The sequence below is a fragment of the Spirillospora sp. NPDC049024 genome (assembly GCF_040649235.1).
Taxonomy (GTDB): Bacteria; Actinomycetota; Actinomycetes; order Streptosporangiales; family Streptosporangiaceae; genus Spirillospora.
This window is the reverse complement of sequence record NZ_JBEZFD010000033.1, coordinates 36195-56503: the sequence shown is the minus strand read 5'-3', so window position 1 is coordinate 56503 and position 20309 is coordinate 36195. Positions and strand designations below refer to the sequence as shown.

Here is a 20309-nt window from a genome sequence, read left to right as displayed (position 1 = left end):
GACGCCGGCGCGGTGTCGACCCGGTTCCTGTCCGATGGGCAGGCGAGCAGTTGCGCTCGTTCCCGGACATCGGACGAGAGGAGCTGATCAAGTACCTCACGCTGGGCGGCGCTGTGGCGGAGATCGCCGCCGTCCTGGACGTCAGCGCCCGCACAGGATCCTCGATCGGGTTGACGGCGGGTCAGCGCGGTGGCAGCGGCGCCTGGCTCGTGGGTCTGGCGCTGGTGAGGTTTCCGCGGTGCGTGAATCCTTAGGTCCCGGGCTTCGGGTTCTGCATACTGGCCTCGTGTTCGCAGGGGGCTGCGGGCGGCTTGAGGGGGCAAAGCATGTGATCGAGTTCGAGTTGGGCGTCGATGCGCTCTGGGCCACCAGAATGGGGTACTCCCCGCTCGGGGAGTTGGCGTGCAGCCTGCGGGCGCTCGGGAGTCCCGGATCCGTACCACTTCTGCGGCCGTTGCTGCGGCACGTGCCCGGCCAGGTGGCGGCGGAGGATCTGCGGCTGCTGCGGCTGGCGGTCCCGGACGGCAGATTCGTCCCCGACTTCCTGTACCCGGCCGACTTGGACCCCAGCGTCTCGCTGGACGACCAGCTTGCCGGCGTCGAGGCGCTGTCCTTAGCCCGGTACGAAGCCGAACTGTCGCAGGTATGGGCGCCCGCACCGGTGCCGGCTCCACTTAGCGGCGAGAGCGGCCGGGCTCAGCTTGTGCGGGCGCTTCACAACTACGCCGAACATGTGCTGGCCCCGATCCGTCCGCACTTACGCGCGGCGCTCGATGCCGAGGTCGGCCAGCGCGCTGAGCGCGCCACGCGGGACGGCCTCAACGGGATGTTCACCGATCTGCACCCCGAGATCCGCGTCGACGGCACACGACTCACCATCACGAAGGCCCACCACGCCTGCACCGGCCTGGCCCGGGCGTCGATCACCCTGGTGCCGTCGGTGTTCGTCTGGCCACGGCTGGTCGTTGTCAACCGCTCACCCGGCAACGTCCAACTGCACTACCCGGTGCGCGAAATCGGCCGGACCTGGGGCGACATCGGGTCGACGAACCGCAGCGAGGATGCATTGGCCGCGCTCATCGGAGCCACCCGGGCGAGCATCCTGCGTGACCTGACCATCCCTCGCTCGACCAGTCAACTCGCCCAGATGCTCGGGATCAGTCCCGGCGGAATCAGCACGCATCTGTCCATATTGCGCCGCAACGGCCTGGTCACCGCGACTCGGCACGGGCGCAGCGTGCTCTACAGGCGCACCATGCTCGGCACGTCGGTCGCCGCCGTGGGCGTCGACATCAGCGACACCCGCTGAGTCGACGGAAATAGAGAAACCAGAAAGGATCGACATGCGAATTCTACGAGTGTCCGCAGTATTCGCCGTAGCCGCCACGTCAGTTCTCGGGGTGGGTGCGGCAAGCGTCGGGACCGCCTCCGCCGACACCGCCCCAGCAGCCGGGACCTGGCGTGCTTACGGCAACACCAACCCGATCACCTCGAGTAGTAGCACATGGAAGTGCACCGACACCATCAACACCGCGGTGTGGAATATCAAGGCACAGCTCTGTGCGGTTAGGTCGGCGAGCAGGACCGGCGTCCAGACTGCAGTGATCGTGCGCAACAACGGCGGGGGCGCCGTCACCACAGCAGCGTACGCAGAACTCTGGGATTATCAGACGGTCGGCCCGTTGGGGAGGTGGAAGTGCAGCCCATCGGGAGTGGCCAGGAATTCATGGTCGGTGTGCTTCGGAAAAACAATCATTCACTCGAAGCCGGTGTTTGCGTCGAATGGATATGTCACCACCGCGGGCAGAACGATCTACTTCCCTAAGGTCACGCCAGATGTCTGAGCATGTGCTCTACACCTTTCTGCCGATGGTCGCGTGATGCGGGGCGGGCTCTGATCGATCTGGCGGTCGCGGTGGTGTATGCGCCGTTGCTGTCGGGTGCCGCTGCGGTGGCCGCCGGCGTCGGGGTGAACATGGCTACCGGCGCGGGCGCGAGCCGAGCCGCACGCGGCGTTGGCGGAACTGGATGGGCCTCAGCGGCCACGCCAACATCCGTTCCCTGGCGATCTACACCAACGTCACGGCCGAAGCGGTCGGCGCCGCCCTCGCCAAGCAAGACCCCGCCCGCCGGCACCGCTGACCGCACTCGCCACGTCAGTGCAGGTCAGGGATATCCGTTGGTTTCTCGGCGTGTACTGACGGACCCCTTCGGCGGTACGGCCCTCGCGGGCCGAATGACGCTAGTGATTCGACATCAGAAGCGCTAACGGGCGTCTTCGGAATCGGCGGCGGAGAGGGTCGCGGCCCACTCCGCGGACCACCGGACGAGCGGGCGCAGCGCGCGGCGGGCGCCGTGGCCCAGCTCGGTGAGGGCGTAGGTGGTGTCCGGAAGCTGCTCGACGAGGGAGGCGTCGAGCAGCTCGGTCAGCCGCTGCCGCAGCACGCTGGAGGACATGTTGTCGCAGCGCTCCTGCAACGCACGGAACCCGACCGGCCCGTGTTGCAGTTCCCATACGATCCGCAGGTTCCACCTGCGGCCGAACAGGTCGAGGGCGGCCATCAGCGGCCGGCCGGTGCTCGACCCTCGGACCGCGCGTCCCGGCCTGGGTGCCGCCATCCCTCGTACCGTCCCCTCTTGCTGCTTCGTTATCCGACACACTATCGTGTACCCGTCGATTCGATTTCCGAAGCACTGAGGAAGGCTTCGTCCGGGACGAGAACCGGCAGCCGCGGGTGGCAGAGCCGAACCAGGCCGTATCGGCACGTCCTGGCAAACGCCCCGTGCTCCGTCGCCGGGATCGAGCAATCTGAGCGTCAATTCGAAGTCGGACATGTCCGGCCGAACGCAGGAGGTCTCCATGGCCAAGGGCTACTGGGTCAGTGTCTACCGCGCCATTTCCGACCCCGAGAAGCTGGCTGCCTACGACAAGCTGGCCGGTCCGGCCGTCCGAGCCGGCGGCGGGCGGCTCCTGTCCCGTGGCAGCCGAGTCGTCGCCCACGAAGCCGGAAACACGCAACGCGTCATTCTGATCGAGTTCGACGGCTTCGAACAGGCCGTCGCGGCATACGAGAGCGAGGCCTACCAGAAGGCGCTGGTGGTCCTCTCCGACAGCGTCGAGCGCGACTTCCGCATCATCGAAGGCATCGACTGACCGACGGGACCAGCCATCGCTGAGCACCCGTCGGTGTCGATGTCGTGGATCACCGATGGGCTACGCCACCGGCGGTGCGGTCATCACCCACTCTCCGGCGCAGGACGGCACCGGCTTGGGCGGGCCGGTACGCTCCGGGACGCGTTCGGCCGACCGTCGCGGCCAAGCGGGGCCATCGGCGGGCGCCGCTTGCGGTTGCCGGTTCGTTGAGCATCAGTTGAGCGTCAGAGGTGGGCAGATGTCCTGGCCGGATGTCACGGTGGTCGATGCGTGCGTGCGGCGCGACGCCCGGGGCGGCAGCCCCACGGCCGTCACCGACGACGACCCGGCGGCGACGGACGCGGACCGGCGTGCGGTCGCTGCTGCGGCCGGCACCTCGCACGCGGCGTTCCTCGGCCCGGGGCGGACGCCGGACGGTGGCCGACCGGTCCGGTTCTTCACCGCCACCGCCGAACTGTCCGGCTGCGGCCACGGCACCGTTGCCGCGCAGGCCGTCCGGTTGAGCCGCACCGCGCTGGGCGAACTGAACGACCGCCAGCACACCGGCGGGCGCACGTTCGACACCGTCGCGATCCGCCGCCCCGCCGGCATCGAAGTGTGGTTCGACCAGGGCCTCGTCGCGCTGCGTCACCCGGCGCCGGACGAGCGCGCCGCGATCGTCGCCGCGCTCGGGCTCACCGCGGACGATCCGCATCCGACCGACGCGCCACGGATCGCCGCGCCCGGCGCCCCACGCATGCTGGTACCGGTCCGCGACCGGTCGGCGCTGCTCGGAGTCCGCCCACACCTCGGCAGGCTGGCAGCGGAGTGCCGCCGGTACGGGCTGCTCGGCTGCTTCGTGTACGTACCGCCGGTGGGCGACCGACCGGGCGCGGCGCGGATGTTCGCGCCGGCGATCGGTGTCGACGAGGACGTCGCCAACGCCAACAGCACCGGCTGCCTGGCCGCCCACCTGCTCGACACGACAGGGGCGCAGACGGTCGCGATCGAGGTGGAGCAGGGTGACACCCTCGGTCGACCGGCCAGCGTGCTCGCTTCGGCCCGACGCGGGCCGGCGGGCATCACGACCCGGGTCGGCGGGTTGGCGGTGGTCCGCGACGGACACTGAGGCGACGACTAGACGTTCCTCCTCTGCGGACCGCGCATGGGGCTGGGGCTGTCCGCTGCGGTCAGGCGTTGGCAGCCGGTGGCGGGCGTCACCGGGACGCGGTGCTGAGGGCGCGGGGTCTTCGTTTCGTGACGGAGCGGGAACCGAGGCCGGGCGCCGCCGCCTCAGCGCATCTCCTCCCACATGGTGCGGGTCATCTCGTACTCGACCTCGCCGAGGTGCGCGTCCGGTAGCGGCTCGTCGAACTGCGGGTGGTACGTGCGCACGTACCGCATGCCGATGGCCCGCATCACTCCTATGGATCCGGCGTTGGCGGCCATGGTCTGCGCGATCACACGGCTCTGCCCGATCGTGTCGAAGGCGTGCCGCAGAAGGGCGCGGGACGCTTCACCGGCCAGGCCCTGCCGCCAGTACCGGCGGACGAGCCGGTACCCCAGATCGCAGACGGTGGGATCGTCGGGCTGATCGGGACCATGCGCAGGCGGCAGCATCATGAGCCCGACGAACTCACCTTCCCGCCCTCCATCGGAGAGGTGGGCCGTCCAGAGGCCCAGCCCGTCCACCTTGCCTGCCATGGCCATCCGCCGCTGATGAGTTGCGACCACCTCGTCCCTGGTCGGCGTCCTCGCGTCGAGATAACGCAGCACCTCGAGGTCGGAGTCGAGGTGGACCTCCAGGTCGAGATGCCGATCGGCCAGCGGTACCAGCAGCAGGCGCTCGGTGCGCAAGATCGGTTGAGGCACGGGGCAACCGTTCCACGCCGGCTTCGGGGAAGCGATCGCTTTTCTCCCCGGTCCGTTAGCGCGGATTTTCGTTCCGACGCTCGTCAACCCCCGTCAGGGGGCGCGGGTGGGGTGAAGGAGCGGATGGCGCGGGTGGCTCGGGCGGCGATGGCGGCCAGGTGGTCGGCGAGTTCGGGCGGGTCCAGCAGGGTGTAGTCGAGGGGCAGCAGGGTCACGCGGTAGGCGAGGAAGCGCATCGAGTCCGAGCGGGTGTGCAGCAGGCAGGTGCGGTCGTCGGCGGGTTCCAGGACGCCCTGCCAGGCGGTGACGTGCTCGGCGGCCTGCTCGATGGGGGCGTGCAGGAGCAGCCGGGCGCGGATCGTCCCCGATCCGCCGGCCAGGGCGTCCATGGCCCAGGAGGCGGCGTCGGCGCCGCCGGGCAGGTCGCGTTCGGGGCCGCGCATGCCGGTGCGGTGCGGGTCGGTGATGCGGTCGGCGCGGAAGGTGCGCCAGGCGGCGCGGTCCTCGTCGTGGGCGACCAGGTACCAGCGGCGGCTCGCGGTGACCAGGCGGTGCGGCTGGGCCAGGCGGCGGGTGCTGCGGCCGTCGGCGGCGGTGTAGGTGAAGCGGGTCTTCTCGCGGGTGAGGCAGGCGGCGGCGAGCAGGGCCAGGACGGCGGGGTCGGCGGCGGGCGGGGCGCCGTCCTGCGGGGGGAGGGGCACGGCGGCCTCGGTGAGGGCGGCGACGCGGTGCCGCAGGCGGTGGGGCAGGACCTGCTCGAGCTTGGCCAGGGCGCGCAGCGAGGTGTCCTCGATGCCGGTGACGGCGCCCGCGGCGGCGGTCCGCAGGCCGATCGCGATGGCGGTCGCCTCGTCGTCGTCCAGCAGCAGCGGGGGCATCGCGGCGCCGGCGGTGAGCCGGTAGCCGCCGGTGCTGCCGTGGGTGGCGTGGACGGGGTAGCCGAGTTCGCGCAGGCGGTCGACGTCGCGGCGGATGGTGCGGGCGGTGACGCCGAGGCGCTCGGCCAGTTCGGTGCCCGACCATTCGCGGGGGGTCTGCAAGAGGGACAGCAGCTGGAGCAGCCGCCCGGAGGGATCGCGCATGTCCTCCATCCTGCCGCGCCTATAGGACGTTGGGTGACCTAATGGCCCTCTAGCGTCGGAGGCGTCGGGGCCGGACCGTCCGGTCCCCGGTGATCGGAGGCACGACATGCTGCGCGGATTCGCCACCATCAGCTACTGGGCGGACGACATGGAGGCGGCCAAGGACTGGTACGCCGAGCTGCTGGGGATCGCGCCGTACTTCCGGGTCGCGGGCCCGGACGGCGGCACCGCCTACTACGAGTTCCGGGTGGGCGACTACGAGCACGAGCTGGGGCTGGTCGACGCCCGGTTCCGTCCGGGAGGGCCGGCGGCGGGCCCGGGCGGGGCGGTCATGTACTGGCAGGTGGACGAGCTGGAGGCGGCGGTGGAGCGGCTGCTGGCGATGGGCGCGCGGGAGCACGAGAAGATCACCGAGCGGGGCGAGGGGACGGGGTTCGCGACCGCGTCGGTGGTCGACCCGTTCGGCAACGTCCTGGGCGTGATGTCCAACCCGCACTACCTGGAGGTGCTGGGCCGGGCGGCGCCGCGCTGACCCGCCCCGCCGGGCGGCCCGCCGGGGCGTCCGGCGGGCCGCGCGGGGTCAGGCGCCCTGGAGGTACTCGCGCAGGTGGCGGGCCGTGAGGGTGTCGGCGCCGGCGACCAGGTCGGCGGGCGTGCCGGTGAACACGACGCGTCCGCCGTCGTGGCCGGCGCCGGGGCCGAGGTCGATGATCCAGTCGGCGTGGGCCATGACGGCCTGGTGGTGCTCGATGACGATGACGGTGTTGCCGGCGTCGACGAGGCGGTCCAGCAGGGCCAGGAGCTGGTCGACGTCGGCGAGGTGCAGGCCGGTGGTGGGCTCGTCCAGGACGTAGGTGGCGGCCTTCTCGGCCATGTGGATGGCGAGCTTGAGGCGCTGGCGCTCCCCGCCGGACAGGGTGGTGAGGGGCTGCCCGAGCCCGAGGTAGCCGAGGCCGACGTCGGCGAGGCGGTCCAGGACGGCGCGGGCCTGCCCGGCGGTGAAGAACTCGCGGGCCTCGGCGACGCGCATGGCCAGGACCTGGCTGATGTCCTTGCCCCGCAGGGTGTAGGTGAGGACCTCGGCGGTGTAGCGGCGCCCCTCGCACTCCTCGCACACCGAGGCGACGCCGGCCATCATCGCCAGGTCGGTGTAGACCAGCCCGATGCCCTTGCAGGCGGGGCAGGCGCCTTCGGAGTTGGCGCTGAACAGGGCGGGCTTGACGCCGTTGGCCTTGGCGAACGCGGTGCGGACGTGGTCCAGCAGCCCGGTGTAGGTGGCGGGGTTGCTGCGGCGGGACCCGCGGATGGGGGACTGGTCGACCACGACGACGCCGTCGCGGCCGGGCAGGGACCCGTGGATGAGGGAGCTCTTGCCGGATCCGGCGACGCCGGTGACGACGGTGAGGACGCCGAGGGGGATCTCGGTGTCGACGTTCTTGAGGTTGTGCAGGTCCGCGCCCTTGACGGCCAGGTGCCCCGAGGGCTGGCGGACCTTGTCGCGCAGCCGGGCGCGGTGGTCCAGGTGGCGTCCGGTGAGGGTGTCGGAGGCGCGGAGCCCGGCCAGGTCGCCGGTGTAGCAGACGCGGCCGCCGTCGGCGCCGGCGCCGGGGCCGAGGTCGACGACGTGGTCGGCGATCGCGATGGTCTCGGGCTTGTGCTCGACGACCAGGACGGTGTTGCCCTTGTCGCGCAGGCGCAGCAGCAGGTCGTTCATGCGGGCGATGTCGTGGGGGTGCAGGCCCGCGGTGGGCTCGTCGAAGACGTAGGTGATGTCGCTGAGGCTGGAGCCGAGGTGGCGGACCATCTTGACGCGCTGGGCCTCGCCGCCGGACAGGGTGGTGGACTCGCGGTCCAGGCTGAGGTAGCCGAGGCCGATCTCGACCAGGGAGTCCAGGGTGCCCTGCAGGGTGGCCAGCACCGGCGCGACCGACGGCGCGCCGATCCCGCGGACGAAGTCGGCCAGGTCGCTGATCTGCATGGCGGCGCAGTCGGCGATGTTGAGCCCGTCGATGCGGCTGGCGAGGGCGGCGGGGTTGAGGCGGGTTCCGCCGCAGGCGGCGCACGCGCTGAAGGCGACGGCGCGCTCGACGAACGCGCGGATGTGGGGCTGCAGGGACTCGGTGTCCTTGTCCAGGTAGAGCCGCTTGACCTTGACCAGCAGGCCCTCGTAGGTGGTGTTGACGCCGCTGCTCTTGATCTTCGTGGGCGCCTTGTGGAGCAGGTCGTCCCACTGGGCTGGGGTGTAGTCGCGCAGCTTGGCGTCCGGGTCGAACAGCCCCGAGTCGGCGATCACCTTCCAGTACCAGGACCCGACGCCGAAGTTCGGGACGGTGATGGCGCCTTCGTTGAGGGACAGGTCGCGGTCGACGAGCCGGTCCAGGTCGACGCGGGAGGCGCGGCCGAGCCCCTCGCAGTCGGGGCACATGCCCTCGGCGTTGTTGAAGCTGAACGCCGAGGAGGTGCCGGCGTGCGGTTCGCCGAGCCGGCTGAAGACGATCCGCAGCATGGTGTGGGCGTCGGTGGCGGTCCCGACGGTGGAGCGGGAGTTGGCGCCCATCCGCTCCTGGTCGACGACGATCGCGGCGCTGAGGTTGCGCAGCGCGTCCACGTCGGGGCGGCCGACGCTCGGCATGAACCCCTGCACGAACGCGGTGTAGGTCTCGTTGATCAGCCGCCGCGACTCGGCGGCGATGGTGCCGAACACCAGGGACGACTTGCCCGACCCGGACACGCCGGTGAACACGGTCAGGCGGCGCTTGGGGATGTCGAGGCTGACGTCGGCGAGGTTGTTCTCCCGTGCGCCGCGGACCTCGATGACGTCGTGGGCGTCGGCGGCCCGGAGCGCGCCGGCGTGCGGCTCGGGCTGCGCGGTCGTCGGCTGGAGCGGCATGGGGGCTTCCTCACTCGCTTGATATCTTAGAGCGTAAAGAGATCCTGGATCCGGATCAGTTTATGGCATAAGGAGATGCACGTTGGTCGTCTTCGCCGGGCAGGGCGACCCGCGCCGCTCGATGGACCTGCTGTGGCGCGGCGCGGAGCCGTCCCGGAGGGGGCCGGGGCCGCGGCCGGGGCTGAGCGTGGAGGTGATCGTGGACGCCGCGATCGCCGTCGCCGACGCCGAGGGGATGGCGGCGCTGTCGATGCGCGCGGTCGGCGAGCGCCTGGGCCGCACGGCGATGGCCCTGTACACCTACGTGCCGGGCAAGGCCGAGCTGGTGGACCTGATGTACGACCGCGCGCTGGCCGGGCTGCCGGGCGGCTACGACGCCTCGGACGGCTGGCGGGCGGCGCTGGTGCGCTGGGCGGAGGACTCCTGGGAGTTCTACCTGCGGCACCCGTGGATGCTCCAGGTGTCGCAGGCGCGCCCGGTGCTCGGACCGAACGAGTACCGGGCGCTGGAGGCGCTGCTGGGCGTGCTGGCCCGCACCGGGCTGCCGGCGCGGCGGGTGCGGCGCGCGGTGTCGGCGCTGTCGAGCGTGGTGCGCGGCGCGGCGCAGACCCTCGCCGAGTCGCGGCAGGCGGTGCGCGACACGGGGGTGTCGGAGGAGCGGTGGTGGTACGGCCGCGCCGGGGCCCTGGAGGACCTGGCGCCCGGGTTCACCGAGCGCTTCCCGCTGGTGGCGTGGCTGGACGCCGAGGGCGGCCTCGCCGTGGACGAGGACGTCCCGTACCTGGAGCGGGCGGCGCGGGAGTCGTTCGAGGGCGGCCTGGCCCTGGTCCTGGACGGCATCGCCGCCGCCGTCGACGCCGAGGGGGGCGGCACTGCGGGGGGCGGCACTGCGGGGGGCGGCGCCGCGGGCGGGTGAGGCGGGTCAGCCGAAGATCGCGACGGGGTCGCCGGTGAGCCAGACGTTGTCGATGACGACGCGGCGCATCACCCAGCCGGGCCCGTCGCCGGCGCGGACCAGGTCGACGTCGTAGAGGTTCTTCAGCAGGGCGTGCACGGAGCGGTCGGCGACGAGCAGGTGCTGGGCCTCCACCAGCGCGGTCAGCCGGGCGGCGTCGCCGTCGAGCTCGACGCGGGGGTTGGTGACCTGGTGGGTGGTGGCGACGCGCCCCTCGAACATGCCGAGGATCGTGTCGACGATCGTGTCGCGCCCGGCCATCGGCGGCGGCTCGGCGCCCCACGCGGAGGCGGCCGGGCGGAAGTCCAGCACGGCGTCGGGGGCGAACGCGGAGGCGAACAGCGCGCGGTCCCTGAGGTCCTGGCCGAGCCCGAACCGGTACAGCGCGTCGGTGACCTCGAGGCGGTCGCGCAGGTCGGCGGCTCCGGCGTCGGCGGTCAGGGCGTGCGAACGGGTGACGTACACGGTTCCTCCCATGCGGGTCGGGTGGTGGTGGCGCGTCCAGCCTTCCGGCGGCCGCCGTGGCGATCAACGCCGCATCGTGCAACCATCGTGAAACCACACTTAACGATCGGGGGTGCGGCGGTGCTGGAGCGGCACGAGATCGAGGCGCTGCTGGTGCTGTCGGAGGAGCTGCACTTCGGCCGGACGGCCGAGCGGCTCGGGGTGTCCACGGCGCGGGTCAGCCAGACGATCCGGGGGCTGGAGCGCCGTGTCGGGACGCGGCTGTTCGACCGGACGTCCCGGCGGGTGGAGCCGACCCCGGCGGGCCGGCGGCTGGCCGGGGAGATCGGCCCGGCGTGGGAGCGGATCGGCGCCGCGGTGCGGCGGGCCGTCGAGGAGGGCCGCGGGGTCACCGGGACGCTGACGGCCGCGTTCACCGACGCCGCGGCGGGGCAGCTGCTGGCCGGCGCGGCCGAGCTGCTGCGCTCGCGCGAACCGGGCTGCCGGGTGGTGCTGCGGGAGGCGCGGCCGGGGCAGGCCGCGGCGTGGCTTCGCGACGGCGAGGCCGAGGTGTGCCTGGCGGAGTTCCCGCTGGAGGGCCCGGGCGTGGTGGCCGGGCCGGTGCTGCTGCGGGAGGCGCGGATGCTGGCCGTCCCGTCCGGGCACCCGTTCGCGCGGCGCGCCGCGGTGCCGCGGGCCGACCTGGCCCGGGCGGGCGTGCTGGACGCGCCGCCCGGCGCGACGACGGCGGAGCTGCTCACGCTCGTCGGCGCGGGCGAGGGGGTGCTGTGCGTGGGCGCCCACACCCGCCGCTACCACGCGCGGCCCGACGTCGCCTACGTGCCGCTCGACGGGGCGCCGCCGCTGGAGTGGGGGCTGGCGTGGCGCGCCGGCGCCGAGACGGCGCGGGTCCGCGCGTTCACCCGCGCGGCCCTGGACCTGCTCGACTCCGGCGGGGCATGACCCGGTGCGACGGACCCGGCGCGTCCGGTCTGGGCAGGGGCGACCGGACCGCGGGCCGGCGTCCGGCGCGGCGCGGGGTGTGAGGTGCGTCTCTCGTGAAGTCCGGAACGTCACATCGGGGCCCGCAGGGGGCCTCCTATAGGTATGGAGACCTTCGCGATTCAGCCGCGCGACACGACCTGCCACACCCTCCTGTACGCCTCCCACCACGCGTTCCGCCGGGATCTGGACCGGCTCGCGGCGGCCGCGGCGGCGGGCAAGGGACGGGCGGCCCACGTGCGCGCGGGCTGGGAGAACCTCAAGGAGCAGATCCGGCTGCACCAGGAGCTGCAGGACCGGTGGCTGTGGCCGCGGGTGGAGCGCGTGGTCGCCCGCCGGGCGGAGCGGGCGGTGCTGGAGGAGATGCGCGCCGACCACGCCCGCCTGGCCCCGCTGGTCGCCCGGGTCGACGCGGCGATGGGCGCGGCGGGGGAGGGCGGCGACCTGCGCGCCGCGGTGCGCGAGCTGCGCGAGGCGCTGGAGCGGCACCTGCGGCACGAGGAGACCAGCGCGCTGCCGCTGGCGGAGTCGGTGCTGGCCGAGGCGGAGTGGCAGGAGCTCGCCGCCGAGTCCCGGGGGCGCTGCGAGGCGGGCACGCCGATGTTCGTCCCGTGGGTGGTGGACGGGATCGGGCCGGTGGAGCGCAGCCGGTTCCTGACGTCGCTGCCCAAGCCGCTGCGGGAGCTGAACCGGGTGATGTGGGAGCCCCGCTACCGCAAGCGCCGCCTCTGGAGCATCTGACCCCGCCGCCGGGCCCCGGCCCAGGGGTTCGTGGGGCGGGTGTCAGAAGCGCGCGGTGAGCAGGGCCAGGACGGCGACGCCCGCGGTGAGCCAGGCGGCGTAGTCGCCGACGTCGCCCGAGTGCAGCGCGTGCAGGCGGCGCGTGGCGGCACCGGCGGCGCGTCCCGGGGCGGCGCGCGCGGCGGCCGGCGCGCGGGTCCGGGCGGTGCGGCGGACCCCGGCGGCGGCGACGGCCGCGGCGAGCAGCAGGGTGACGGCCGCCCCGGCGAGGCCGGGGGCGGTCCAGGGCTCGGCGGGCGGGCCGTGCGGGTGGGTGAGCCGGCCGTCCAGGACGAGCCCGGCGTAGGCGCCGCGGTCGGCGAACACCTCGGCGGCGCCGGCGACGGGACCGCCGGGCACCAGCCCGGTCAGCAGCCCGCCGGCCAGCAACGCGATGGCGGGGGCGAGCATGACCCAGGGGATGGAGCCGAGGGTGACGGGCGTCTCGGGCCCCTCGCGCTCGCTCTGGCCGGTGGGTTCGTCCTGTTCCGCGGAGCCGTCCCGGGCGTCGGGTTCGCCGGGGTCGCTGGGCAGCGGCCTGCCGCGCCACACCACGAGCCAGACCCGCAGGACGGCGCCGGCGGTGAGGGCGGAGGCGGCGATGGACAGGGGCGTGAACCACCACCAGCCGCGCTCCAGGGCGGCGTGCTCGGTGACCGAGTGCCCGGCGAACAGCCCGGACGGGGGCAGCCCGGCCAGGCACAGCGCGCCGACGAGGAAGGCGGCGCCGGTGACGCGCATGCCGCGTCCGCGGCCGCGCAGCTCGCGGGCGTCGACGCTCTGGTGCCGGTTCAGCAGCGCCCCGGCGGCCAGGAACAGCGCGCCCTTCACCCCGGCGTGCCCGGCCAGGTAGTAGGCGGTGCCCGCCAGCGCACCGGGGGTGCCGGCGGCGACGCCGACCAGCAGCAGCCCGGCGTGGCTGATGGTGGAGTAGGCCAGCAGCCGCTTGATGTGGTGCTGCAGGACGCACATGACGGCGCCCAGCAGCGCGGCCGCGGCGCCGAGGACGGCGACGGCGCGCAGCGGGACCAGGCCGGCGAACACCGCCCAGTAGGTCCGCGCGACCCCGTACACGCCGAGTTCGACCATGATTCCGGAGAACAGGACGCAGACGGGGGTGGGGGCGACGGCGTGGGCGTCGGCGAGCCAGAAGTGGAAGGGCACGGCGGCGGCCTTGACGAGGTAGCCGGTGCAGATGAGCACGAACGCGGCGGTGACCAGGGCGCCCGGGCGGCCGCGGTCGCCGCCGGCGGCGGCGAGGCTCTCTCCGATGGCGGCCAGGCCGAGCTGCCCGGTGCGGCCGTAGACCAGGGCGATGCCGGCGAGGGTGAGGTAGGCGCCGAGGGACTGGACGACGCCGAAGTTGAGGGCGCCGTGGACGGTGGAGGGCTCCTCCGAGCGGTAGCCGGTGAGCGCGAACGCCACGACGCTCATCAGCTCGAAGAACACGAACGCGTCGAACAGGTCGCCGGTGTAGACGAACGCGCACATGGAGGCCAGGAACAGCAGGATGAGCGCGTGGAAGATCGCCTGGATCTCGGTGAAGTACCGCCAGGAGAACGCCAGCGCGGCCAGGGTGAGGGCGGCGGCGGTGCAGGCGAGCGCGGCGGCGAGGGGGTCGGCGGCCAGGGGGATGCCGACGCCGGTGGTCGGGCCCCAGCCGCCGAGCCAGGTGACCTGCGGGTGGTGGGGGGCGCGGGCGAGGGTGAGCGCGGTCAGGGCGGTGACGGCGGCGGCGGTGGCCAGGGCGGCGGTGTCGACGGCCAGGCGCGGCAGCCACCGTCCGGTGGCGGCGAGCAGGGCCGCGACCAGGACGGGCAGCGCGACGGTGGCCTGGAGGATCACGTTTCGAGGGAGCGCAGGGCGCGGGGGTCCAGGGTGCCGCGCCGTTTGGCGACCTGGACGGCCAGGGCGAGCAGCAGGGCGGTGACGGTGGCGCCGACGACGATGTCGGTGAGGGTCATGGCCTGCACGACGGGGTCGGTGACGGGCCCGCCGGCGGGGGGCGGCGGGCGGTCGGAGAACACCGGGGCGGTGGCGCCGGACCGGTAGCCGACGGCCAGCAGCAGCACGTAGGTGCCGGACTGGGTGACCGACAGGCACACCACGGCGTGCACGAGGTCGCGGCTGGTGACGATGCCGTAGAGGCCGGCGAGGATGATCCACCCGGCGGTGAGGTAGGGCAGGGTGCTCACGAGGTCTCCCGCGGGTCGCCGGCCGCGCGGTGCTCGCGGACCAGGAGGGCCTGTTCGAAGAACTTGCCGAGCAGCAGGACCATGGCGCAGCCGACCTCGGTCCCGACGGCGGTGTTGAGGGCGGGGATCCGGTCGGCGGGCGGGGCTCCGGCGGCGGCCAGGGCCAGCAGGGCGAACGCGGCGGCGGCGACGGCCTCGGCGGACTCGAACACCGGGATGGGCCGCAGCCGCTGCAGGGCGGGGTAGTCGCCGGCCAGGTAGAGCAGGTGGACGGCGGTGCCGAGGATGACGCCGCCCTGGAACCCGCCGCCGGGGGACTGGGCGCCGTGCGCGACGATGTAGACGCCGATGAGCAGGGTGAAGGGCAGCAGGAGGGATCCGACGACGCGCAGCGCGTCGGAGACCTCGGCGGGCCCGTGCCGCACGGAGGCGCCGTCGCGCTCCTCCTCGGTGCGCACGACGCGCAGCAGCGCCACGGCGGCGACCGCGGCCGACAGCAGGATGAGCTCCTCGCCGAGGGTGTCGAAGGCGCGCTGGTCGAAGTTGACGGAGGAGACGGTGTTGGAGGTGCCCTGCCGCACGGCCTGGTGGACGGCGCGGTCGGCGTAGGGGTGCACGGGGCCGCCGAAGCCGGGCAGGCCGAGCGCGCCGGCGGTGAACAGGGCGGCGGTCCCGGCGGCTCCGGCGGCGAACAGGGGGACGCGGACGCGGGGCCTCACCGGCGCGCCTCCCGCCCGGCGCCGCCCGCGCCTTTTCCGCCGCTCTCGCCCTGTCCTTTGCCGCCCTGTCCTTTGCCGCCCTGTCCTTTGCCGCCCTGTCCTTTACCGTCCTTTCCGTCGCCGTCCTTTCCGGGTCCGGTGCCGCCGGTGGGCGGTTCGTCGCCGGTGTCGCGGTGGCGGCGGGTGGCGTGCAGGGCCAGCACCACCAGCAGCGGCACCAGGACGGTCCCGACGCCGATCTGGGACATCGCGACGTCGGGCGCCTGGAGGATGAGGAACAGCAGGCCGAGGACCATCCCGTAGCCCGACAGCACGATCGCCTGCCGGACGGTGTCGCGGGTCAGCACGACGGCGGTGGCCATGAGCGCGGCCAGGGCGAGGGCGGCGGCGATGAGGGCGTCGGCGAGCGGCCCGGACAGCGCGTCCAGCGCCACCGCGGCATGGGCCGCCACGGGCGGGGGCGGGGTCGCGGGTGTCACGGCGGGCTCACTCCGATCGGCCGGCGGCGCGCTCGACGGCCTGCCCGGCGGTGGCGACCGTGGCGGGGCCGGTCGCGGCGAGCAGGACGGCGATGACGGCGAGCTTGGCGACGTCGTGCCACGACGACCAGGGCCGCAGCGCCAGCCCCGCGATGAGCAGCGGCGCGGCCAGGACGGTCACGGGCGCGGCGGCGTGCAGGCGCGCGGCGGCCCCGCGGGTGAGGGGCAGCCGCAGCCCGGCGGCGACGGCGACGGCGGCTCCGGCCCAGGTCAGCACGTCGGCGAGCGGGTCGAGACTCATCGGGGGCCTCCTCTCACAGGGTCCGGCTCAGGAAGCGGGCGAACACCAGCGACCCGGCGAACGACAGCAGCGCCAGCACCAGGGCGACGTCGAGGTAGGCGGGCCGGCCGTAGGCGGCGGCCAGCAGCACCAGCGCGAGGGTCGTCAGCGGCCCGGTGGCGATCAGCCCGGCCAGGCGCCCGGCGGGCCGTCCGCGCAGCGTGGCCAGCAGCGCCGGCAGCAGCGCGCCGGCCATGACGGCCAGGGCGGGCACCGCGGTGCCGGCGACGTCGGCTTTCATGACGGTCCTCCCTCGCGCGGTCCCGCCTCGTCCGGCCCGTCGCCGCGCGGCGAGGCGGCCCCGGCGCCGCCGGGGTCGGGGTCGTCGACGAGCCCGGCGCGGCGCAGGCTCCGCTCGAACGGGGTCGGGCCGGCCAGGCGGTGCACCCGCAGCAGCCCGCGGTCGGGGTCGACGCCGCCGACGTAGCTGCCGGGGGAGGCCGACACCAGCAGGGTCGCGGCGCCGCGGGCGGCCGGGCCGGGCGCCACGGCCAGCGGCGTCCAGCGCCCGCCGGACGCGCCGCGCAGGGTGACGCGGGCGGTGTCGGAGACGACCTGGGCGGGCAGCCGCGCGAGGGGCGGCATTAGCAGGGCGGGCGTGACACGGCCGTCCGCAGGGCCGCGGGCGGCCCCGGACGGGCGGTCGGCGCCCGCGGAGAGCATGTCGCGGCGCGCGGCGACCGCGGCGGCGGCGCACGCGGCCGCCGCGAGCGCCCCGACGGCGATCTCGGTGGGGGGAAATGGTGGACACCAGCGCCAGGTACACCGCCAGCAGCGCCGTCCACCAGGCCAGCGGCTCGGCCGCGCGCCGGGCGGGGCCGGGGCGCGGCGGCGGGGCGGGCGCGCCCGCCGGCTCATCGGGTGGCATGGCCTACGCATACCCGGACCGGCGGTTCCAATCGCCGGAGCCCGGGGTCCGCGCCCCCGGGCGGCGCGTGCCCGCCGGGTGACCGGCATGTTTGCGGTGCCCCGGTGGGGTACGCCGCGTACAGGCCGAATGCCCGTTTCCGCGCCGGTGAGGTGCGGCGGGCGCCGCGCGCCGGCCGCACTCCGGCGCGCAAAGGAGATTCCCCCTGATGGAAGGACGGAAGATGGACACCCCCTCGGTTCCGGGCGACGGGTCCGGACCAGTGAGCAAGAACGCCAGCAGGGCGGCGGGCACGGCCGAGGCCGCCGCCACGGGAGCCAAGGGCACCGCCCAGGGCGCGAAGAACAGCGCGAAGAACGGCGCCAAGGGCACCGCGCAGGGCGCGAAGGACACCGCGCAGGGAGCGGCGAAGACCGCCGGGACGGGTGTCGCGCGGGCCGGCGGCCAGGTGGCGGCGCTGCCCGGCCGCGTGGCGGGGCTGGCCAAGCTCGTCACGCTCGGCCGGTTCCTGCGGGCGGTGCCGGTGGCCGGGGCCGCCGTCGCCGGGATCGTCGTGGGGCGCATCACCGCCCGCAAACGCTGACCGGCCGCCGGCCGGCCGGTAGGCCGCCCGAAGACGCGAAAGCCCCCGCGGAAGACCCTTCCGCGGGGGCTTTCGCGCGCCCCGGAGGGGACCCGGCCGTCGTTTCGGCGCCCTCCGCGGCCTTGACCAACCGATGACCGGAACCAAATTGTCCGTTTAGCGAGGCCGAGGCGGGTACACCGGGGTGCATGCTCAACCCCCTAACGGGTGACACCCGAGAAGGAGCGATCACATGACTGGGCCGGTCGCCCAGCAGACTTCGGGCAGCAATGTCGTGCAGCGCGGCGGCTCCGGCAGCGGCCTTGCCGACGTCGTCGACCTGATCCTGGAGAAGGGTCTGGTCATCGACTTGTATGCGCGGGTCTCGCTGGTCGGAATCGAGATCCTCACGATCGACGTCCGGATCGTCGTCGCCAGCGTCGACACCTATCTGCGGTTCGCCGAGGCGGTGAACCGCCTGGACATCGCCCACGACGGCACCTCGCAGGGCCTGCCGGAGTTCGTCGGCGGCATGCAGGAGTCGGGCGCCAAGAAGAAGACCCGCGGCGCGCTGGAAGGGGCGCAGGACCGGCTGAGGGAGACCTTCGGCGGCGACTCCGACGACTCCGAGGACAAGGAGCCCGCGCGGCGCCGTTCATCGCGCAAGAAGGAGGACGAGGAAGAATGAGCACGCCGCAAGCCCCTGGCGGCTCCGAGGCCGGGGACCGCATCCCGCAGTACGTGTACGGGGTGACCCGGTCGGGCGCGGCACTGCCGCCCGACCTGGCCGGGCTGGACGACCGGCCGGTGTCGCTGGTCGAGGACGGCGGCGTGTGCGCCGCGCTCGTCAGCGACCTGCCGGCCGACCGGCCGCTGGGCGAGCGCGCCGACCTGGTGGCGCACCAGCGGGTGCTGAACGCCCTGGTCGACGCCGGGACCGTGGTGCTGCCGTTCCGGTTCGGGGCGGCGCTGGCCGACCGCGGCGCGGTCGAGAAGGAGCTGCTGGCCGACAACTCCGAGCGCCTCGGGCAGGTCCTGGACCAGCTGGAGGGCCGCGTCGAGCTGCGCCTGAAGGCCACCTACGTCGAGGACGCCGTGCTCCGGGAGATCATGCAGAACGACCCGGAGGTCGCCGAGCTGTCGCAGCGCCTGCGGGAGGTGCCGGCCGACGCCGCCGACGCGGTCTACTACGACCGGGTCCGGCTCGGCGAGCTGATCGCGCAGGCGATGCAGCGGCTCCGCGAGAACGACGAGCAGGTCCTGCTGGACGGCGCCACCTCGGCGGCGGAGGCGTTCTCGCGCAAGACCCCGGCGCGGGAGGAGGACGTCCTGGACGCCTCGTTCCTGGTCCGCGCCGACCGCCGCGCCGCGTTCGAGGAGGCCGTGGAGAAGCTGGGGCAGACCCACGGCGACCGCATCCGGCTGCGGCTGATCGGGCCGCTGCCGCCCTACGACTTCGTTCCGGAGGCGTAAAGGACGATGGGATTCTTCACCGGTCTGGTCACGCTGCCGCTGGCGCCCGTGAAGGGCGTGATGTGGCTGGCCGAGACCCTGACCGAGCAGGCCGAGGCGCAGCTGTACGACCCGGGGCGGATCGCCGCGGAGATGCAGCAGGTCGCCGACGAGTCCGCGGCAGGCGAGATCACCGAGGAGGAGGCCGCCGCGCGCGAGGAAGAGCTGATCCGCCGCTTGAACGAGGGCCGCGCCCGCGGCTACCAGCCGGGCGGTTAGGGAGGCCGGTGATGTTGTCCGCGTCCAAGGCGGCCCGGATGGCGGTGGAGCACGTCACCGCGATGACCGGCCGCAGCGCCGAGAGCGTCGTGGGGATGGAGCGCACCGAGGAGGGCTGGCGCGTCACGGTGGAGGTCGTGGAGACGCACCGCATCCCCGACTCCGCCGACATCCTCGCGGTCTACGACACCGAGGTCGACGCGGAGGGTGAGCTGGTGAGCTACCGGCGCACCCGCCGCTATCCCCGCGGGCGCACGGAGAGGAACTGAGCGGCGGCCGGCCCGCGGCGGGGAGGGCCGCGCGAGGCGCGGCGGCCGCGGGCGGGAGCGGCCAGGACCCCGGTGGGGGCTCGTGCCGAGGGCCGAGCCCCCCACCGGCCCCGCGGGCGGTCCGCCCGGCCGGGACGGTCACTGCGGGTTGACGGCGGTGGCCTTGAAGAACGTGTAGTGGAACGTGCCGCCGGGGCCCGCGGCGCGGTGCAGGTCGGCCACCCCGCGGTCGAAGTCGGCCGGGGTGGCCAGCCCCGCCGCGACGGCCTCGTCGCGGACGGACTCGACCATCGCGGTGAAGGTGTCGCGGGTGAAGGCGCGCGCCAGGTCGGGCCGGGCCCCGTCGGCGTAGACGGTGCGGGGCACGACGCCGACCCGCGCGTACCCGGCCTCGGCCAGCAGCGGCCCCAGCCTGCGGCCGAGCAGGGCGTCGCCGCCCGCCGCGGCCTGCAGGACGACCTGGTGGGCGATCGCGGCGCGGGCATGGGCGCTGTCGGGATGGAAGAACGCCGACCCGTGGTCGCCCTCGATCGCGGTGAGGGTCCCGCCGGGCCGCAGCACCCGCCGCAGCCCGGACAGCGCCGCGCGCGGGTCGGGCAGGTGCTCCAGCACGAAGCACACGAACACGTGGTCGAACGCCGCGTCGGGGAACGGCAGGTCCCGCAGGTCGGCGCGCCGCCACTCCACCGCCGCCTCGGGGCAGGACGCGGCGACGCGGGCGCGGGCCTGGTCCAGGGAGGCGCCCGACAGGTCCACGGCGGTCAGGCGGACGCCGGGGGAGCGCGACACCAGGTGCACCGTCTGCGCGCCGACACCGCAGCCGGCCTCCAGCACCCGGCTGCCCGCCGGGTAGGAGGTCCCGTCGTGCAGCAGCGCCGCCAGGGCGTCGGCCTGGTCGCCGAGCCGCCGCGCCTCCCGCCCGGAGTACCCGTGCACATACCGGCCTGACCCGGTCGTCGTCGTGGTTTCCATGCGTCCACCGTGGCCG

26 protein-coding genes are annotated in these 20309 nt (G+C 74.2%); 13 read left to right on the top strand and 13 right to left on the bottom strand.

The window, feature by feature from the left end; all coding sequences use genetic code 11:
* The first annotated feature begins 328 nt into the window (after window positions 1-328).
* The gene (locus tag AB0C21_RS39720; protein WP_500211351.1) at window positions 329-1309 is read left to right on the top strand and encodes an ArsR/SmtB family transcription factor; all 981 of its coding nucleotides are present in this window, start codon (window positions 329-331) and stop codon (window positions 1307-1309) included.
* 49 nt (window positions 1310-1358) lie between these two features.
* Window positions 1359-1844 carry a hypothetical protein gene (locus tag AB0C21_RS39715; protein WP_500211350.1) on the top strand — a complete coding sequence of 162 codons (486 nt, stop codon included), beginning with the start codon at window positions 1359-1361 and terminating at the stop codon, window positions 1842-1844.
* A gap of 421 nt (window positions 1845-2265) precedes the next feature.
* Here the strand turns inward: AB0C21_RS39715 and AB0C21_RS39710 are convergent, their stop codons facing one another.
* The gene (locus AB0C21_RS39710) at window positions 2266-2619 is read right to left on the bottom strand and encodes a winged helix-turn-helix transcriptional regulator (RefSeq protein ID WP_500211348.1); all 354 of its coding nucleotides are present in this window, start codon (window positions 2617-2619) and stop codon (window positions 2266-2268) included.
* Between the two features lie 241 nt (window positions 2620-2860).
* Between AB0C21_RS39710 and AB0C21_RS39705 the strand changes: the two genes are divergently transcribed.
* Window positions 2861-3154, top strand: coding sequence for a DUF1330 domain-containing protein (locus tag AB0C21_RS39705; RefSeq protein WP_500211346.1), 294 nt, complete (start codon window positions 2861-2863; stop codon window positions 3152-3154).
* A gap of 55 nt (window positions 3155-3209) precedes the next feature.
* Window positions 3210-4262, top strand: coding sequence for a PhzF family phenazine biosynthesis protein (locus AB0C21_RS39700; protein ID WP_500211345.1), 1053 nt, complete (start codon window positions 3210-3212; stop codon window positions 4260-4262).
* 164 nt (window positions 4263-4426) lie between these two features.
* Here the strand turns inward: AB0C21_RS39700 and AB0C21_RS39695 are convergent, their stop codons facing one another.
* Both AB0C21_RS39695 and AB0C21_RS39690 read right to left on the bottom strand, forming a co-directional pair.
* Window positions 4427-5005, bottom strand: coding sequence for a GNAT family N-acetyltransferase (locus tag AB0C21_RS39695; RefSeq protein ID WP_500211344.1), 579 nt, complete (start codon window positions 5003-5005; stop codon window positions 4427-4429).
* An 83-nt stretch (window positions 5006-5088) separates the two neighbouring features.
* A complete protein-coding gene (locus tag AB0C21_RS39690; protein ID WP_500211343.1) occupies window positions 5089-6087 on the bottom strand; it encodes a helix-turn-helix transcriptional regulator in 999 nt (332 codons plus the stop codon).
* A gap of 106 nt (window positions 6088-6193) precedes the next feature.
* Between AB0C21_RS39690 and AB0C21_RS39685 the strand changes: the two genes are divergently transcribed.
* The gene (locus tag AB0C21_RS39685; protein WP_500211342.1) at window positions 6194-6619 is read left to right on the top strand and encodes a VOC family protein; all 426 of its coding nucleotides are present in this window, start codon (window positions 6194-6196) and stop codon (window positions 6617-6619) included.
* Between the two features lie 48 nt (window positions 6620-6667).
* Here the strand turns inward: AB0C21_RS39685 and AB0C21_RS39680 are convergent, their stop codons facing one another.
* Window positions 6668-8977, bottom strand: a complete 2310-nt coding sequence (locus AB0C21_RS39680) for an ATP-binding cassette domain-containing protein (RefSeq protein WP_500211341.1) — start codon at window positions 8975-8977, stop codon at window positions 6668-6670.
* Window positions 8978-9059: 82 nt separating this feature from the next.
* Here AB0C21_RS39680 and AB0C21_RS39675 point away from each other — a divergent pair, with 82 nt between their 5' ends.
* Window positions 9060-9893 (top strand): TetR/AcrR family transcriptional regulator C-terminal domain-containing protein, encoded by an 834-nt coding sequence (locus tag AB0C21_RS39675; protein ID WP_500211340.1) that lies wholly within the window; start codon window positions 9060-9062, stop codon window positions 9891-9893.
* Between the two features lie 6 nt (window positions 9894-9899).
* On the opposite strand, the gene AB0C21_RS39670 is transcribed toward AB0C21_RS39675, so the two are convergent.
* Entirely contained in the window at window positions 9900-10397 is a 498-nt protein-coding gene (locus AB0C21_RS39670) for a nuclear transport factor 2 family protein (protein ID WP_500211339.1), read from the bottom strand.
* 87 nt (window positions 10398-10484) lie between these two features.
* On the opposite strand from AB0C21_RS39670, the gene AB0C21_RS39665 reads away from it, so the two are divergent.
* Both AB0C21_RS39665 and AB0C21_RS39660 read left to right on the top strand, forming a co-directional pair.
* Window positions 10485-11339 (top strand): LysR family transcriptional regulator, encoded by an 855-nt coding sequence (locus AB0C21_RS39665; RefSeq protein WP_500211338.1) that lies wholly within the window; start codon window positions 10485-10487, stop codon window positions 11337-11339.
* 144 nt (window positions 11340-11483) lie between these two features.
* Window positions 11484-12119: a hemerythrin domain-containing protein gene (locus AB0C21_RS39660; RefSeq protein ID WP_500211337.1), complete on the top strand. Its 636-nt coding sequence runs from the start codon at window positions 11484-11486 to the stop codon at window positions 12117-12119.
* A 42-nt stretch (window positions 12120-12161) separates the two neighbouring features.
* Here AB0C21_RS39660 and AB0C21_RS39655 read toward each other — a convergent pair whose 3' ends face one another.
* From AB0C21_RS39655 to AB0C21_RS39625, 7 genes are read right to left on the bottom strand one after another with little or no spacing between them, the layout of a single operon-like run.
* Window positions 12162-14003: a complex I subunit 5 family protein gene (locus tag AB0C21_RS39655; protein WP_500211335.1), complete on the bottom strand. Its 1842-nt coding sequence runs from the start codon at window positions 14001-14003 to the stop codon at window positions 12162-12164.
* A complete protein-coding gene (locus AB0C21_RS39650; RefSeq protein ID WP_149258426.1) occupies window positions 14000-14353 on the bottom strand; it encodes a sodium:proton antiporter in 354 nt (117 codons plus the stop codon). Before AB0C21_RS39650 ends, AB0C21_RS39655 begins: the two co-directional genes overlap by 4 nt.
* Window positions 14350-15072 (bottom strand): MnhB domain-containing protein, encoded by a 723-nt coding sequence (locus AB0C21_RS39645; RefSeq protein WP_500211334.1) that lies wholly within the window; start codon window positions 15070-15072, stop codon window positions 14350-14352. The genes AB0C21_RS39650 and AB0C21_RS39645 overlap by 4 nt, the downstream gene beginning before the upstream one ends.
* Complete coding sequence (locus tag AB0C21_RS39640) at window positions 15069-15551, bottom strand: DUF4040 domain-containing protein (RefSeq protein WP_500211332.1); 483 nt, start codon at window positions 15549-15551, stop codon at window positions 15069-15071. Before AB0C21_RS39640 ends, AB0C21_RS39645 begins: the two co-directional genes overlap by 4 nt.
* A 7-nt stretch (window positions 15552-15558) precedes the next feature.
* Entirely contained in the window at window positions 15559-15852 is a 294-nt protein-coding gene (locus AB0C21_RS39635; protein ID WP_500211331.1) for a monovalent cation/H(+) antiporter subunit G, read from the bottom strand.
* 13 nt (window positions 15853-15865) lie between these two features.
* Window positions 15866-16132, bottom strand: coding sequence for a monovalent cation/H+ antiporter complex subunit F (locus AB0C21_RS39630; RefSeq protein ID WP_200841761.1), 267 nt, complete (start codon window positions 16130-16132; stop codon window positions 15866-15868).
* Window positions 16129-16749 (bottom strand): hypothetical protein, encoded by a 621-nt coding sequence (locus AB0C21_RS39625; RefSeq protein WP_500211330.1) that lies wholly within the window; start codon window positions 16747-16749, stop codon window positions 16129-16131. The genes AB0C21_RS39630 and AB0C21_RS39625 overlap by 4 nt, the downstream gene beginning before the upstream one ends.
* 218 nt (window positions 16750-16967) lie before the next feature.
* Here AB0C21_RS39625 and AB0C21_RS39620 point away from each other — a divergent pair, with 218 nt between their 5' ends.
* The 5 genes from AB0C21_RS39620 (at window position 16968) to gvpO (ending at window position 19321) form a co-directional block, all read left to right on the top strand.
* Window positions 16968-17342: a hypothetical protein gene (locus tag AB0C21_RS39620; RefSeq protein WP_500211328.1), complete on the top strand. Its 375-nt coding sequence runs from the start codon at window positions 16968-16970 to the stop codon at window positions 17340-17342.
* 232 nt (window positions 17343-17574) lie between these two features.
* Complete coding sequence (gene gvpJ, locus AB0C21_RS39615) at window positions 17575-18009, top strand: gas vesicle protein GvpJ (protein WP_500211327.1); 435 nt, start codon at window positions 17575-17577, stop codon at window positions 18007-18009.
* A complete protein-coding gene (locus AB0C21_RS39610; protein WP_500211326.1) occupies window positions 18006-18794 on the top strand; it encodes a GvpL/GvpF family gas vesicle protein in 789 nt (262 codons plus the stop codon). Before gvpJ ends, AB0C21_RS39610 begins: the two co-directional genes overlap by 4 nt.
* A gap of 6 nt (window positions 18795-18800) precedes the next feature.
* Window positions 18801-19052, top strand: a complete 252-nt coding sequence (locus tag AB0C21_RS39605; protein ID WP_500211325.1) for a gas vesicle protein GvpG — start codon at window positions 18801-18803, stop codon at window positions 19050-19052.
* A gap of 11 nt (window positions 19053-19063) precedes the next feature.
* Window positions 19064-19321 (top strand): gas vesicle protein GvpO, encoded by a 258-nt coding sequence (gene gvpO, locus AB0C21_RS39600; protein WP_500211324.1) that lies wholly within the window; start codon window positions 19064-19066, stop codon window positions 19319-19321.
* A gap of 138 nt (window positions 19322-19459) precedes the next feature.
* Here the strand turns inward: gvpO and AB0C21_RS39595 are convergent, their stop codons facing one another.
* Entirely contained in the window at window positions 19460-20293 is an 834-nt protein-coding gene (locus AB0C21_RS39595) for a class I SAM-dependent methyltransferase (protein WP_500211323.1), read from the bottom strand.
* Between the last annotated feature and the right edge of the window lie 16 nt (window positions 20294-20309).